We start from the raw sequence: 14,989 nt of genomic DNA, 5'->3' as shown, positions 1-14,989 counted from the left end.
TTTCTGCCGATATAATTAGGGTGAAAGTAAATTTTAATTTAATATTTACGATAAACTTGTTTAATCGAGGGAGTGAGATGGATGTCTCCTCCCTCTTTTAAAATATATAACCTAATTTTAAAGGAGCGTATTCAAATGTCTCTGAAACGTAAAAAAATCTCAGTAATCGGTGGCGGTTTTACAGGCGCTACTGCAGCATTTTTAGCAGCTCAGAAAGAACTTGGTGACGTTGTATTAGTGGATATTCCACAAGCAGAAAACCCAACAAAGGGAAAGGCACTAGATATGTGGGAAGCAGCACCAATACAAGGATTTGACTCTTATGTACAAGGTACTTCCAATTATGCAGATACGGCGAATTCTGACGTAGTTATTATTACCGCTGGTGTTGCACGTAAACCAGGCATGAGCCGTGATGACCTTGTTCAAATCAATCAGGGTGTGATGAAAACTGTTTCAAAAGAGATTGCTACGCATTCACCAAATGCGACAATCCTTGTACTGACAAACCCAGTTGATGCCATGACTTACACAGTATACAAAGAAACTGGCTTCCCTAAAAATCGTGTTATTGGTCAATCGGGTGTTCTTGATACGGCTCGTTTCTGCGCATTTGTGGCAGAAGAACTTAAGATTTCAGTGAAAGATATTACTGGTTTTGTATTAGGTGGTCACGGTGATACTATGGTGCCATTAACACGTTATTCATTTGCTGGTGGCATTCCGCTAGAAACACTTATTTCTGCTGAACGTTTAGAGGAAATTGTTGACCGAACACGTAATGGCGGAGCAGAAATTGTTAACTTACTTGGAAACGGCTCTGCCTATTATGCGCCTGCTGCGGCATTAATAGAGATGGCTGAAGCTATTGTAAAAGACCAAAAACGTATTTTACCATCTATCGCTTATTTAGAAGGTGAGTATGGCTATCATGACTTATACTTAGGTGTTCCTACTTTACTTGGCGAAAACGGTATTGAAAAAATCTTTGAGCTAGAATTAACGGACAAAGAAAAAGCAGCTTTAGATCAATCGGCAGAAGCAGTTCGTAATGTGATGAAAATTTTAGTGTAAAATATCAGTCTGAAACTTAAAGCGAGTAGGGAATGTCCCTGCTCGTTTTTTTATGTTTTATGTGTCTAGAAAGGTAAGGATCTTCTGCTTTTCATTGTACTTTTAGCATAAAATTGATACTATGAATGTAGTATGATAGAAAAGGGGTTGGCGTATCTTTGCTTCAAAAAAATAGTAAACTTGGTCTCACAATCGATGAAATTACAGTTGGCGAGAAAATCCATATCACTGAAAAAATTGAAGATAGGGATTTATTGCTTTATTTAGGGCTTACAAACGATAGTAATCCGCTTTATATTCAACATGATTATGCGGCTATGACACCTTTTCAAAAGCCAATTGTGCCGACGATTATGTTAAATGGTATTATTACATCAGCTGTGTCAAAGTATATTCCAGGACCAGGTGCACGAATTATTGAGCAACATTTAAAATATTTAGGACCTCTCTATCATTATGAATTGTTCGATACGCTATTAGAGGTTACAGCAATCAATAAATATGACAATACCATCACTGTATCTGTCCACTCATATAATGAGCAGAAACAGCTTGTAATTGAAGGTTTATTGCTTGTAACTCCACCACTTGCGCTATAGACGTCTTGAGATTTGAAATGGGGGTTTCAAATCACTAACGGAGGCATTAGACATGACAAAAACGATTTTAGTAATTGAAGATGAATTTTCGATTGCAACATTATTGAAATATAATTTAGAACAGGCAGGCTATGTAGTGGAAACGGCTGCTGATGGTCAGGAAGGGCTTGAAAAAGCAATCGACTTACAGCCAAATTTAATTCTTTTAGATTTGATGCTTCCAAAGCTCGATGGTATGGAGGTCTGTAAACAAATACGACAGCAACGTATGAATACGCCAATTATTATGCTAACTGCTAAAGATGACGAATTTGATAAAGTTTTGGGTCTTGAGCTGGGAGCAGATGATTACATGACAAAGCCCTTTAGTCCTCGTGAAGTTTTAGCGCGTGTCAAGGCTGTATTAAGACGTTTCACGCAAAACGTTGTGGCAGATGATAAGGATGAGGCGCAGGAAAAAATGTATGAGTTTGGACAGCTGCGAGTGTACCCAGAGCGATTTGAAGTATTTTTACAGGATGAGGCACTGGAATTTACCCCAAAGGAGTTTGAGTTACTCATCTATTTACTTGAAAATAAAAATCGTGTATTAACACGTGATCAGCTATTAAGTGCTGTATGGAAATATGATTTTGCTGGCGATACTCGAATTGTGGATGTACACATTAGCCACCTTCGCGATAAAATTGAAGAAAATAGCCGTAAGCCGATGTTTATTAAAACAATTAGGGGCCTTGGTTATAAATTTGAGGAGCCGAAAACGACATGAAATCAATGAGCAACCGCTTATTTTTGACATTCATGCTTTTACTTGGAACGATATTAGCTGTCCTAATGATTGTTATAGGTCAGCTTTTTCCTGTTTATATCGAGCAATATAATGAGCAAGCAACCACTGAAATACGGGCATCAATGGACCAAGTAATCGATGAACGCAAAATGGATTTAACGAAGGAAGATCAGGAAGCCTTGTATGCAGCCCAAGCTATGGAACGAGATGAATCCTTATTGAACTATGTACGTGCACGCCTTTATGGAGTGCTGGCTATTCTCTTCACAATCACGTTGATATTAATAGCGATTATAAGTCGTTATATGATACGTAACTTTACTGCACCCATTGATAATGTGACAGAAACTGCCCTTGAGCTTGCAAAGGGGAACTATCGTGCGCGTGCTCAAGAGAATGAACATGAACGCATGATACCGCTGAGTCATTCCATAAACATATTGGCACGGAATTTGCAAGATATTACAACGATCCGTGAAGTAGAGGAAGAAAGACTGAAAACCTTAATTGAAAATATGGGAAGCTCTCTCATGATGATTGGACGAGAGGGGAATATTTCCATTGTGAATCGTGTATTTCTGGAGCGCTTTGGAATGCAGCTTGATGATGTACAGGGGAAGGTATTTCGTACAATAGGCTTACCGAAATCATTAGAGCAATTTATCGATCATGTCTTTCTGACAGAAATGCCGTATCGACAACAAATTAAAATGGAAGTACAGCAGGAGCTATATAATAAAGAAGTCTATGGAGCACCTGTTATCGGGGATCATGGACGATGGCTAGGCGTTGTCATCGTTATGCATGATATAACGGAACTAGTTCGATTAGAACAAATTCGGAAAGACTTTGTTGCGAATGTATCACATGAATTACGCACACCGATTACATCTATTAAAGGCTTTTCAGAAACTTTATTGGATGGGGCCTATAAAGACGAGAAAATGCTGATCTCTTTCTTAGAGATTATTTATAAAGAAAGTAATCGACTCCAAATGCTAATTCAAGATTTACTAGAACTATCAAAGATTGAGCAGCATGGCTTTACTGTCAATATTATGCCGATGGGCTTGCAGGATGTTTTAATTCGTGGAGCGGAATTGACAGCACCGCGATTGGATGAAAAAAATATGAGCTTCCAGGTGGATATCGAACGAGATGTCCAGGTTATGGGGGATGCCAATCGTATTATTCAAATCGTGACGAATTTAATTACCAATGCGATTACATATTCTCCTGAAAACACGACTGTTTCTATTCGATTAAAGGAAAATGAAACACATGGTATTATCGAAATAGAGGATCAAGGGATTGGGATTGAAAAACATGAAATTGCACGCGTTTTTGAAAGATTTTATCGGGTGGATCGAGCGAGAAGTCGTAATTCTGGTGGAACAGGCTTAGGGTTAGCAATTGTTAAGCATTTAGTAGAGGCTCATCACGGCCGAATTCAAGTAGAAAGTGAAGTCGGCATAGGAACTAAAATGATTGTCATGATTCCGAAAAATTAACAAATCCTTTACATGAACAACATGTTATATTCATATTTGGGCACTATACTTATTTCTAGAAACCCCCAATATGATTGTTAAGACGATGACCATAAAAATCTAATAGAAGATTTTTAACTGCTTTATATTCCCCACAGAAAGAATTTAGTGTTTTTTAAACACTAGGTTCTTTTTCTGTTTTACAGGGAACGTAAATAGGTGTAAAGTATAGTAGCATAAAGTTTAACAACGATCTTACCTGCGATTGTCTGTTAGACGAACGCTTTTACAGTCAGTGAATCAACCTTCTTATCATTCGAAATGTGTTTTCCTGACTGTTAAGGCAGAGAAATAAATGAGAGAAGGATGACCATGAAAATCGTCAAAAGTATCGTGCAAATCGGCTATCTTTACATCCTATTATTAATCGGAAATACTATTGCACGCCTACTTCACTTGCCGATTCCAGGGAGCATAATAGGACTCGTCCTATTATTTTTACTGTTACAGTTTCATATAATTAAGCTTGAATGGATTGAATTAGGAGCAGCCGTACTATTAAGTGAACTCTTGTTATTCTTTATTCCATCTGCCATCGGTGTTATTGATTATCATGCCTTATTTGGTGTGCAAGGAATGAAGGTTGTGCTGGTCATTGTTGTGAGTGCAATTGTGGTAATGTTTGTAACGGGCTATACAGCACAATGGCTAGAGCAGCGGAAGAAGGGTGATGCTGTATGACTTTATTAATTGCCATTGTCAGCTTACTTGGGACCGTTGCTATTTTTTATATTTGTAAAATGTTTTATAAAAAATATAAAAAAGAATGGCTGACACCTATGCTCATTACACCTTTAGTCATTATAGGTATTTTACTGCTGACAGGTGTATCTTATAAATCCTACAATGCTGGAGCGAATGTCTTAACAAATTTACTAGGACCTGCAACCGTTGCGTTTGCCGTTCCTATATATAAAAATGTCAACCTATTAAAAAAACACGCATTTGAAATTTTCATCAGCATTGCTGTTGGTTCTGCGGTTGCTATTGTGTCATCCTTTATGATGGCTCTATTGGTGGGCTTAAATGATGAGTTGGTACATAGTTTAGTGCCACGTTCCGTAACAACACCTATTGCGATGGATATTTCCAATATGATTGGTGGTTCTCCTACACTTACAGCTGTTTTCGTTATGACGACTGGTATTTTAGGGAGCTTGTTAGCACCAATCGTTATTAAAATATGTCGTTTCCACAGACCTTCATCTAGAGGCTTAATGCTTGGTATGGGTGCCCATGGAACGGGTACATCTAAAGCATTTGAATTTGGAGAGCTAGAAGGTACATTTGCTAGTCTAGCGATGATTGTTGCTGCATTAATTAGCATTGTATTATCCACTACCATTTTCCCAGTATTTGAACATCTGGTTATTAATATCCTGTTGCCATAAAAGGTAACAGGATTTTTTTACTTTAAAAAAGCTTCTACAAAGCGTAAGATACAGAAGATTCTCTCCCTTTCAATCATTATATGAAAATATTTTGAAACTTTTTATAAAGGTTCACCGTAAACAATAGTACTAAGCAAAAGGAGGAACAGACATGAGTGTGAAAAGGACACTAATGATTGTTGGACTTGGAATATTTGGAATTATTGCACTTATTACAGTTTTTACTTCATGGTACACGGTAGATGAATCAGAGCAAGCTGTTGTTATTACATTTGGTCGTGCCGATGATACAGTAACAAATCCAGGTCTTCATTTTAAATTACCTTGGCCCGTCCAATCCGTTGAAATTTTGTCAAGAGAAACGTTTAGTTTGCAATTTGGCTATAAGCAAAATAAAGCAGGTGAGTTAGAGGCATACGACGCCGAAACAAAAATGATTACAGGGGATGAAAATATTGTATTAACAGACCTTGTTGTTCAATGGAAAATTACAGAGCCTAATAAGTTTTTATTTAATTCGCAAGATCCAGAAAGAATATTACATAGCGCGACATCGAGTGCCATACGTTCTATTATCGGCAGTTCTTCTATCGATGCAGCGTTAACGGAAGGTAAAGCTGACATCGAAGCAAATACTCGTCAATTATTAGTTTCACTTATTGAAAAATACGATATTGGAATAAGCGTTTTAGGTGTGAAATTGCAGGATGTAGAATTGCCCAATAAAGATGTGCGTGCAGCATTCACTGCTGTAACAGATGCACGTGAAATGAAAAATACAAAAATAAATGAAGCTGAAAAATATGAAAACCAACGCATTAGTGAAGCTGAAGGCGAACGTGATGCTATTATGTCGAAAGCAAAAGGAACTAAAACAGCCCGTATCGAGCAAGCACAAGGGGATGTAGCGGTCTTTAATAAAATGTATGAGCAATACAAGGGCAATCAGCAAATTACACGAGAGCGGTTAATTATTGAGACGCTTGAAAATGTCCTACCGAAAGCACAAATTTACATTATGAATGATGATGGTAGTACGATGAAGTATTTACCACTTCAGCAACTACAGCCTCAACAGTCGCCACAGACACAAACAGAGAAAAAAGAGGGGAGCGGTAACTAATGGACCAAAAAAATAAGGATCTAGAAAAATTCCTCAATTTCTTATCTGGCAAAAGTAAAAAAGCTGCTCCTTCAGAAGGTGATTCGGGAGACAATGTAGTTAAAATGTCGAAGAAAGGACCGAAGAATCCTAAAAAATATATCTCTCTAGCTGTAACATTAACGGTCCTATTCGCTCTAGCGATTACTTTATTAACGAATATTTATATAGTTAAAGAATCAGAGTATGCTGTTGTTCGGCAGTTTGGAGAGGTTGTTAAGTTTGAGCGTGAACCAGGTTTAAATATGAAAATTCCTTTTATTCAAAGTGTCACAAAGTTACCAAAAAACCAAATGACATATGAGATTTCGGAAGAAGAAATTAATACAAAGGATAAAAAACGAATTATTATTGATAATTATGCTGTATGGCGTATTACGGATCCTAAGCTATTGATTTCGAATGCTGGTACGATAGAAAAAGTTGAATCACGTATGGAAGAGTTCATTTATTCTGTTATTCGCTCTGAACTTGGCCGAATTAACTATACTGAGATTATAAATGATGAGGATTCTTCTCGAGGCAGTATAAACGATCAAGTAACAGAACGTGTGAATGAACTTCTTTCCAACGATAACTATGGTATTGAAGTAGTAGATGTACGTATTCGTCGCATTGATTTACCAACTGAAAATGAGCAATCCGTTTTTATGAATATGATTTCAGATCGTGAATCAATTGCCCAAAAGTATCTTTCAGAGGGAGATGCACAGAAACGTCGTATTGAGGCACAAACGGATCAACACGTACAAGAAATGCTTGCTAAAGCAAGTAAAGAAGCTGCTTTAATTCAAGCTGAAGGAGAAGCAGAGGCTGCAAAGATTTACAATAAATCTTTCTCTCAAGATCCTGAATTTTATTCTTTATACCGCACATTAGAATCCTATAAGAAAACGGTTGGGGAAGATACAGTTATTATCTTGCCAGCTACTTCACCATATGCCAACATCTTGTCTGGTTATATAAAATAAACACAGTTTAAAGTCGTCTCAGTCTTGAAAGAGACGACTTTTTTGTTGCAATAGGATTATAATTATCCATGAAATCGAATTATTGTAGTATGAAAATAATAGAAATTTATAAGTTTGTATTCCCCAATCAACTATAATTTGATAGAATAATAATGTTTAAAAAAGAATAGTTGGGGGTAAGGGCTTTGAAATTACAAATTAGCAAATGGCTCCAAAATTTAGGGATCGCTTGTAGTATAGCATCGTTATTAACACTTTTCTTCCGTCTATCCGATTTTTCGTGGGTGACGAAGAGTGTCTATCATATACCAGTATTTTTTGTTTGTATCTTTTTACTCAGTATCATTATTGCAGAGGATGTAAGAAACCTTTTTAAGAAATTATTTTGGTATGAAAAAAGAAAGGTCAAGCGTCCTATTTGGCAAGTTGGGATTGGCTTAATTTTCTTTTTGGCACAAATTAGTACAGTAATGGTATTTAATCAAGAGCTAACACATCCACAATTAGGTGGCATGCCGTTATTCCTTGTATTTGCTTTTATGAATGCATTTATATTAACGGTCATATTTGAAGAAGTTTTTTATCGTACTTCAAATCAATAACATCCATTAGGAACTTTCATTCACAGGGACCTTGTCCTCGAATGAAAGTTTTTGCTTTTTAGTAAGCGATGGAATACGTCTTATGCCTTGTTAACACGTAAATTATTAACATTTGTCAGTATTGCTCTTATTTAATCTGTAGTACAGTCAAGATATTGAGAATAGTCAATGACTAAACTTGATAAGCAGATATGCTACATACTATATTAAAAATTATATTTTTTAACCTTGTTTTAACCTTTAATAGGTATGATAAGCAAAGATTCATTTTAATAGGAGGTAATCAGGATGAAGAAGGTAGTGTTTGGAAGTGCTTTAGCAGTTGGATTATTATTTAGCGGGGCAGGGCAATCCTCTGCTAATAGCCAAATTCAACCAATTGATATTCAAGGCATGGATTTAGAATCGGCATTACAGGCAGTTCAATCACAGCGAGCACAACTGTTAGAAAATCAACTGAAGGATCAGCTAGAGGTTGTTCAACAACGAAATCAACAGCTAGTTGATTTGAATACACAGCAAATGGATATGCTCCGTTTTCAAGGCATGAATAATAAACGGAATGAGGCTTTTGATGTAATGACTAATTTTGCGAAAAAAATGCAGGATAGTCGTTCATCTATTATAGGGAATATACGTTAAGGATGTTGGAATATTTTAAACAAGTCAACCGCAGTGCGCGCGGTTGGCTTTTTTGTATGGATAGGAATGCTAAAGTGGCGGATAAACCATTAAAAGTAACGGATAACCTTGTGAATGGACGCCTGCTTTTTTTACTTGAAATGTATTGTTATGTTAAAGTAGAAGGAGAAGACAACGCAGGAGGATAAAATCATGACCAAGGAAAAATTACTATTATTGGACGGTAATAGTTTAGCGTATCGCGCGTTTTTTGCGTTGCCATTGCTAACGAATGATAGTGGCATTCATACTAATGCTGTATACGGCTTTACAACAATGCTACAAAGAATATTAGAGGAAGAACAGCCAACTAAAATATTGGTTGCTTTTGATGCTGGAAAAACAACTTTCCGCCATGAAACCTTTACAGAATATAAAGGAGGACGTCAAAAGACACCTCCAGAATTATCAGAGCAATTTCCTTATTTACGAAAGCTCATTGATGCGTATGGCATTAAGCAATATGAGCAGGAATTATATGAAGCCGATGATATTATTGGAACGCTTGCTAAAGAGGCTTCAACACAGGATATGGATGTCATCATCGTTTCTGGAGACCGTGATTTAACACAATTGGCGACAGAGCAAGTAACCGTTTATATAACGAAAAAAGGTATTACCGAAATAGAGAAAAATACACCAGCCTTTATTGCAGAAAAATACGGGTTAACGCCGCTCCAAATTATTGATATGAAAGGCTTGATGGGAGATTCCTCCGATAATATTCCTGGTGTACCAGGCGTCGGGGAAAAAACGGCTGTAAAATTATTAAAAGAGCATGGCTCCGTTGAAGCGCTTTATGAAGCGATGGATACATTGAAGGCTTCTAAAATGAAGGAAAAGCTAGTAGCTAATGAGGAGCAGGCCATCATGAGTAAGAAGCTGGCAACGATTTATACGGATGCTCCAATCACGATTTCACTGGATGATCTTGCGTATAATGGGCCAAAAGAAGATGAATTAATCAGTGTGTGGCGTGAGCTTGGCTTCAAATCGCTGCTTGATAAAAGTGACTTTATAATGCATGAGGAAGAGCAGGCACCTTTCGACTATGACCTTGTTCAGGAAATTCAGCCTGAGGACTTACAAGATGTGATGGCTGTGCATGTTGAACTGGAAAATGAACATTATCACACTTGTCAGCAGCTAGGGATTGCCTTATCAAATGGCACAAAGACGCAATATATTCCATTTGATAAAGCAGCAAAGTCAGATACTCTCCGTCGTTGGCTAGAAGATGCCACAAAAATAAAATATATGTCCGATTCCAAGGCAGCTCAAGCATCATTGAAGCGAGCAGGGATTCAATTAGCTGGTATTGACTTTGATTTGCTACTTGCTTCTTATATTAATAATCCAGCATTGAGTGGCGATGATATTGCCACACTTGCAAGGGAATTAGGCTACTATGATGTCCAAGCAGATGAGGCGGTTTATGGAAAAGGTGCCAAGCGTGCAATACCTGACTTAGATCAACTTGCACAGCATGTTAGTCGTAAAGCTTTTGCAGTATGGTCATTACAGCCGAAGCTGGAAGCATTATTAAAGGAAAATGAACAATTCGATCTTTATAAAAACCTAGAGCTACCATTGGCAGGAATTTTAGCTGAAATGGAAAGCGAAGGGATTACGGTTAACCGTGCTACGTTAGAGAAAATGGGGCAAGAGCTTAATGATAAGCTTGTGGTAATTGAGCAAGAAATTTATGCGGAAGCTGGAGAAACCTTTAATATTAATTCACCAAAACAATTAGGTGTAATTTTATTCGATAAGTTAGGGTTACCTGTAATTAAAAAGACTAAAACAGGCTATTCAACTGCTGCAGATGTCCTAGAAAAATTACAGTCAGAGCATGCTATCATTGAGCATATTCTGTTGTATCGTCAACTTGGAAAATTACAATCCACATATATTGAGGGCTTATTAAAGGAGATTCATGAATCAGATAGCAAAGTGCATACACGCTTCCAGCAAGCTTTAACTGCGACTGGACGTCTAAGCTCAACAGATCCGAATTTGCAAAACATCCCGATCCGTTTAGAGGAGGGCCGCAAAATTCGTCAAGCCTTTGTACCCTCAAAAGAGGATTGGATCCTATTTTCTGCTGACTATTCGCAAATTGAATTACGCGTTCTTGCACATATGTCAGAAGATAAAAACCTTGTTGAGGCTTTCCGAGAAGGAATGGACGTTCATACACGTACAGCTATGGATGTATTCCATGTGTCGGAAGATGAGGTTGATAGTAATATGCGTCGTGCAGCGAAAGCTGTTAACTTTGGAATAGTCTACGGTATTAGTGATTATGGTCTTTCACAAAACTTAGATATTACACGTAAGGAAGCGGCCAATTTTATTGAAAAATATTTCGCAAGTTTCCCTGGCGTAAAACAGTATATGGATGATATTGTACAAAATGCGAAATTTAATGGTTATGTAACAACGATATTAAATAGACGCCGTTATTTACCGGATATTACAAGCTCTAACTTTAATTTAAGAAGCTTTGCTGAGCGTACAGCAATGAATACGCCAATTCAGGGTAGTGCAGCGGATATCATTAAAAAGGCAATGATTGATATGGATGCTCGATTGAAAAAAGAAAAGATGCAGGCAAAACTGCTACTTCAAGTGCATGATGAGCTAATCTTTGAGGCACCAAAGGAAGAGATTGCCTTACTAGAAAAGATTGTACCAGAAGTCATGGAAAACGCTATTGAGCTTGCTGTACCGCTTAAAGTAGATTTTAACCATGGCTCAACTTGGTACGAGGCAAAATAAGGAGGGGTTCAAATGCCTGAATTACCAGAGGTAGAAGGTGTCGTCCAGGCATTGAAGCCAAAGGTTGAAGGACGTACCATTCATCAGGTACAGCTGTCTGAACGAGTACATTTCTCTTTTAGTGAGGGGAAACAATGTATTGTTAAACAAGCAGAGCCAGATACTTTTGAAAGTACTTTGTCCCAGATGACCATTACCAAAATTGAACGAAGAGCAAAATATATTTTCTTTCATTTGCTGAAGGATGATGCTCCATATGTTCTTGTCAGTCACTTAGGGATGACAGGTGCTTGGTTTGTTGTGAATTCACCCGAAGAAATTAATGAGGCGAAATTTCAAAAGCATATCCATGCGACATTTGAAATGGCAGATGGGGGATACTTGATCTATTCAGATATTCGCCGTTTCGGTGAACTTCGTTTTCTGACAAAAATTGAAGATCATGCGCCATTGACAAAAATGGCACCAGAGCCATTTGATGAACGAGCATGTGATTTTTTTATAACAAAATCTAAGCTACCGAAATATGAAAATAAAGCTGTAAAAGAAGTAATTATGGATGGGCAAGTCATTTCGGGCTGTGGCAATATTTATGCAACGGAGGCATTGTTTGCTCAGAAAATTCACCCTGCACGCAAAATGAACCGCATTAGTGAAAAGCGGAAGCGGGCATTATTTGAGGAGATTGTTGCTGTCCTACGTCAAAGCATTGAAGCGGGAGGTTCGACTATTTCTGATTATCGGAATATTAATGGAGAAGCCGGGAGTATGCAGAATCGATTAAAAATGTATGGGAAAAAGGTTTGTCCAGCATGTGAAACGGCAACAAGTCAAATGACAATTGGAGGGCGTACCTCTGTCTTTTGCCCAAATTGTCAACATTAAAGGGGATTTAGCAATGATTATCGGACTTACAGGAAGTATTGCAAGTGGAAAAAGTACAGTAGCTAAAATGATGAGCGAACTGGGTTTACCGATTGTTGATGCAGATGTTGTAGCACGAGATGTCGTAGAACCTGGAACAGAGACATTAGCATTGATTGCTGAAAGCTTCGGACAAGCTATTTTGCTTGAGGATGGCAATTTGAACCGAACAATGCTGGGAGATATCATATTCCATGAGCCTGCCAAACGCAAAACGTTAAATGATATCATGCATCCAGCAATCAGAAAAGAAATGTTACGTCAGCGTGATGCCTATTTAGAAGCAGGACATGAGCATGTTGTGATGGACATCCCGTTGTTATTCGAAAGTAAGCTTCAACATTTTGTGGAACGTATCATTGTGGTATCGGTCAGTGAAGAAGTTCAGCTTCGACGTTTAATGGAACGAAATAATTTATCTAAAGAAGATGCATTGGCACGTATGCACTCTCAACTGCCGATGTCTGTCAAAGAAAAAGGAGCACATGCGGTCATTTATAATAATGAAAATATAGAAAGTACAGAAGAACAATTAAAAAAAATCCTACATTATTGGGATGTTATTTAATGAGTTCTTTTATGATGCGTAGCAAGCCGACCTTGCTGCGCATTTTTTTATGGTGAAACGCCATAATAAAGAATAATTTTTCAGAAAATAAGAACTTTTATATTCTCAATATATAATGTTCATCTTTTTTAAAATTGTGTTATACTAATCACCATAAAGTATATAATTAATTAATCTGAGTATGTACTCACAGGAGGATATTATAAATGACAGTATCAATTGCTATTAATGGTTTCGGGCGTATCGGACGTATGGTTTTCCGCCAGGCTATCGTACAACAAGATTTAAACATCGTTGCGATTAACGCAAGCTATCCTGCAGAAACGTTAGCACATTTGATTAAGTATGACACAAATCACGGAACTTTTGAAGGTACGGTAGAACCAGCAGGCGATGCTTTAGTTGTAAATGGTAAACGTGTTCAAATTATTAGTGAACGTGATCCATTAAAATTACCTTGGTCTACAATGGGTGTAGATATCGTGATTGAAGCTACAGGAAAATTTAATGAACGTGATAAAGCAGCCATGCACTTAGAAGCTGGCGCGAAAAAGGTAATCTTAACAGCACCAGGTAAAAACGAGGATGTAACAATTGTTTTAGGTGTAAATGATGACAAATTGGATATTGCTAAACATGATGTTATTTCAAATGCTTCTTGTACTACAAACTGCTTAGCGCCAGTAGCAAAAGTATTGAATGACACATTTGGTATTGAGAATGGCTTAATGACAACAGTTCATGCTTATACAAATGACCAAAAGAACTTAGACAATCCGCATAAAGATTTACGACGTGCACGCGGATGCGCCCAATCCATTATCCCAACATCTACAGGTGCAGCAAAAGCATTAAAATTAGTTTTACCTGAATTAGAAGGTAAAATTCATGGTATGGCTCTTCGTGTTCCAACACCAAATGTATCTTTAGTTGACCTTGTAGTAGATTTAAATACAGATGTAACAGTTGATGCTGTCAATGCTGCATTTGTAAAAGCAGCAACTGAAGGTCCAATGAAGGGTATTCTTAATTTCTCTGTAGAACCATTAGTATCTGCTGATTACAATACAACAACTTATTCTTCAACAGTTGATGGACTTTCTACAATGGTGTTAGGTAATCGCAAAGTAAAAGTACTTGCTTGGTATGATAACGAGTGGGGCTACTCTGCACGTGTTGTTGACCTTGTGAAAAAAGTGGCAAATGCTTTAGAAACAGTAAACGCATAATAATTTCTATAGAGAGCACATTGAAATCGAAAAGGTTTCAATGTGCTCTTTTTTGCAATAGCTTTCCTTATTCTTCAGGTGCTTTAGATTTATCATGAGCTCACAAACGTGAATGCACTTTTCTTACATGTAGGAAATTTGTTATAATAGATATATTAAATTGTTGTAAACCAGGAGAGTAATTATATGAGATGTCCATCTTGCCAATTTAACGGAACGCGTGTTGTGGATTCGAGGCCAGTAGATGATAATAAAGAAATTCGTAGACGTCGTGAATGTGAGTCATGTGGCTTCCGTTTTACAACGTTTGAAAAAATTGAAGAGACGCCATTAGTCGTTGTGAAAAAGGAAGGTTCACGAGAAGAGTTTAGCCGTGAGAAGGTACTTCGTGGGCTTATTCGTGCTTGTGAAAAACGTCCAGTGGCACTTGATGTGCTGGAGGAACTTGTTTTGTCCATTGAAAAAGATCTTCGTCGTATTGGAAATTCGGAAGTACGCTCAGAAGATGTTGGCGAAATGGTCATGGACCGCTTAGCCAAAATTGATGAGGTTGCCTATGTGCGTTTTGCGTCGGTCTACCGTCAGTTTAAAGATATCAATGTCTTTATTGAGGAAATAAAGGACATTATTCAACGTCAAACGGAGAAGAAATCATAGCAAAAAGAGA

16 protein-coding genes are annotated in these 14,989 nt (G+C 37.5%); all 16 read left to right on the top strand.

Annotated features, from left to right (window positions below):
- Positions 1–135: 135 nt before the first annotated feature.
- The 16 genes from mdh (at position 136) to nrdR (ending at position 14,979) form a co-directional block, all read left to right on the top strand.
- Positions 136–1,074 carry a malate dehydrogenase gene (gene mdh / locus CD31_RS13705; protein WP_036078340.1) on the top strand — a complete coding sequence of 313 codons (939 nt, stop codon included), beginning with the start codon at positions 136–138 and terminating at the stop codon, positions 1,072–1,074.
- A 158-nt stretch (positions 1,075–1,232) separates the two neighbouring features.
- The gene (locus tag CD31_RS13700; protein ID WP_004226245.1) at positions 1,233–1,673 is read left to right on the top strand and encodes a MaoC/PaaZ C-terminal domain-containing protein; all 441 of its coding nucleotides are present in this window, start codon (positions 1,233–1,235) and stop codon (positions 1,671–1,673) included.
- A 52-nt stretch (positions 1,674–1,725) separates the two neighbouring features.
- A complete protein-coding gene (locus CD31_RS13695; protein ID WP_016993215.1) occupies positions 1,726–2,442 on the top strand; it encodes a response regulator transcription factor in 717 nt (238 codons plus the stop codon).
- Positions 2,439–3,974, top strand: a complete 1,536-nt coding sequence (gene pnpS / locus CD31_RS13690; protein ID WP_036078337.1) for a two-component system histidine kinase PnpS — start codon at positions 2,439–2,441, stop codon at positions 3,972–3,974. The genes CD31_RS13695 and pnpS overlap by 4 nt, the downstream gene beginning before the upstream one ends.
- A 351-nt stretch (positions 3,975–4,325) precedes the next feature.
- Positions 4,326–4,694: a CidA/LrgA family holin-like protein gene (locus CD31_RS13685; protein WP_016993213.1), complete on the top strand. Its 369-nt coding sequence runs from the start codon at positions 4,326–4,328 to the stop codon at positions 4,692–4,694.
- On the top strand, positions 4,691–5,404 hold the full coding sequence (locus CD31_RS13680) for an LrgB family protein (protein ID WP_036078335.1): 714 nt from the start codon (positions 4,691–4,693) through the stop codon (positions 5,402–5,404). The genes CD31_RS13685 and CD31_RS13680 overlap by 4 nt, the downstream gene beginning before the upstream one ends.
- Positions 5,405–5,555: 151 nt before the next feature.
- Positions 5,556–6,527, top strand: a complete 972-nt coding sequence (hflK, locus tag CD31_RS13675; RefSeq protein WP_036078332.1) for an FtsH protease activity modulator HflK — start codon at positions 5,556–5,558, stop codon at positions 6,525–6,527.
- On the top strand, positions 6,527–7,537 hold the full coding sequence (gene hflC / locus CD31_RS13670; protein WP_016993209.1) for a protease modulator HflC: 1,011 nt from the start codon (positions 6,527–6,529) through the stop codon (positions 7,535–7,537). Before hflK ends, hflC begins: the two co-directional genes overlap by 1 nt.
- Positions 7,538–7,722: 185 nt before the next feature.
- Positions 7,723–8,139, top strand: a complete 417-nt coding sequence (locus CD31_RS13665) for a hypothetical protein (protein WP_036078330.1) — start codon at positions 7,723–7,725, stop codon at positions 8,137–8,139.
- 288 nt (positions 8,140–8,427) lie between these two features.
- On the top strand, positions 8,428–8,781 hold the full coding sequence (locus CD31_RS13660) for a hypothetical protein (RefSeq protein ID WP_016993207.1): 354 nt from the start codon (positions 8,428–8,430) through the stop codon (positions 8,779–8,781).
- 2 nt (positions 8,782–8,783) lie between these two features.
- Positions 8,784–8,969 carry a hypothetical protein gene (locus tag CD31_RS13655; RefSeq protein WP_036078328.1) on the top strand — a complete coding sequence of 62 codons (186 nt, stop codon included), beginning with the start codon at positions 8,784–8,786 and terminating at the stop codon, positions 8,967–8,969.
- A gap of 4 nt (positions 8,970–8,973) precedes the next feature.
- Positions 8,974–11,601 (top strand): DNA polymerase I, encoded by a 2,628-nt coding sequence (gene polA / locus CD31_RS13650; protein ID WP_036078326.1) that lies wholly within the window; start codon positions 8,974–8,976, stop codon positions 11,599–11,601.
- Between the two features lie 12 nt (positions 11,602–11,613).
- A complete protein-coding gene (gene mutM / locus CD31_RS13645; protein ID WP_016993202.1) occupies positions 11,614–12,486 on the top strand; it encodes a bifunctional DNA-formamidopyrimidine glycosylase/DNA-(apurinic or apyrimidinic site) lyase in 873 nt (290 codons plus the stop codon).
- 13 nt (positions 12,487–12,499) lie between these two features.
- Positions 12,500–13,093 carry a dephospho-CoA kinase gene (coaE, locus tag CD31_RS13640; protein ID WP_036078324.1) on the top strand — a complete coding sequence of 198 codons (594 nt, stop codon included), beginning with the start codon at positions 12,500–12,502 and terminating at the stop codon, positions 13,091–13,093.
- A gap of 206 nt (positions 13,094–13,299) precedes the next feature.
- Positions 13,300–14,322, top strand: coding sequence for a glyceraldehyde-3-phosphate dehydrogenase (locus tag CD31_RS13635; protein WP_016993198.1), 1,023 nt, complete (start codon positions 13,300–13,302; stop codon positions 14,320–14,322).
- 186 nt (positions 14,323–14,508) lie between these two features.
- Positions 14,509–14,979, top strand: a complete 471-nt coding sequence (nrdR, locus tag CD31_RS13630) for a transcriptional regulator NrdR (RefSeq protein WP_004226277.1) — start codon at positions 14,509–14,511, stop codon at positions 14,977–14,979.
- Positions 14,980–14,989: the final 10 nt, after the last annotated feature.

The organism is Lysinibacillus boronitolerans JCM 21713 = 10a = NBRC 103108 (assembly GCF_000772935.1).
GTDB lineage: Bacteria > Bacillota > Bacilli > Bacillales_A > Planococcaceae > Lysinibacillus > Lysinibacillus boronitolerans.
The sequence above is the reverse complement of the archived record's forward strand: the minus strand, read 5'-3'. Positions and strand labels throughout refer to the sequence as shown.

Bases quoted from the DNA above. Each gene is read 5' to 3' on its own strand.
- hflC (WP_016993209.1), top strand. From the start codon at position 6,527: ATGGACCAAAAAAATAAGGATCTAGAAAAATTCCTCAATTTCTTATCT.
- mutM (WP_016993202.1), top strand. From the start codon at position 11,614: ATGCCTGAATTACCAGAGGTAGAAGGTGTCGTCCAGGCATTGAAGCCA.
- CD31_RS13655 (WP_036078328.1), top strand. From the start codon at position 8,784: ATGTTGGAATATTTTAAACAAGTCAACCGCAGTGCGCGCGGTTGGCTT.
- polA (WP_036078326.1), top strand. From the start codon at position 8,974: ATGACCAAGGAAAAATTACTATTATTGGACGGTAATAGTTTAGCGTAT.
- pnpS (WP_036078337.1), top strand. From the start codon at position 2,439: ATGAAATCAATGAGCAACCGCTTATTTTTGACATTCATGCTTTTACTT.
- mdh (WP_036078340.1), top strand. From the start codon at position 136: ATGTCTCTGAAACGTAAAAAAATCTCAGTAATCGGTGGCGGTTTTACA.
- CD31_RS13685 (WP_016993213.1), top strand. From the start codon at position 4,326: ATGAAAATCGTCAAAAGTATCGTGCAAATCGGCTATCTTTACATCCTA.
- CD31_RS13680 (WP_036078335.1), top strand. From the start codon at position 4,691: ATGACTTTATTAATTGCCATTGTCAGCTTACTTGGGACCGTTGCTATT.
- CD31_RS13695 (WP_016993215.1), top strand. From the start codon at position 1,726: ATGACAAAAACGATTTTAGTAATTGAAGATGAATTTTCGATTGCAACA.
- nrdR (WP_004226277.1), top strand. From the start codon at position 14,509: ATGAGATGTCCATCTTGCCAATTTAACGGAACGCGTGTTGTGGATTCG.
- CD31_RS13660 (WP_016993207.1), top strand. From the start codon at position 8,428: ATGAAGAAGGTAGTGTTTGGAAGTGCTTTAGCAGTTGGATTATTATTT.
- CD31_RS13635 (WP_016993198.1), top strand. From the start codon at position 13,300: ATGACAGTATCAATTGCTATTAATGGTTTCGGGCGTATCGGACGTATG.
- coaE (WP_036078324.1), top strand. From the start codon at position 12,500: ATGATTATCGGACTTACAGGAAGTATTGCAAGTGGAAAAAGTACAGTA.
- hflK (WP_036078332.1), top strand. From the start codon at position 5,556: ATGAGTGTGAAAAGGACACTAATGATTGTTGGACTTGGAATATTTGGA.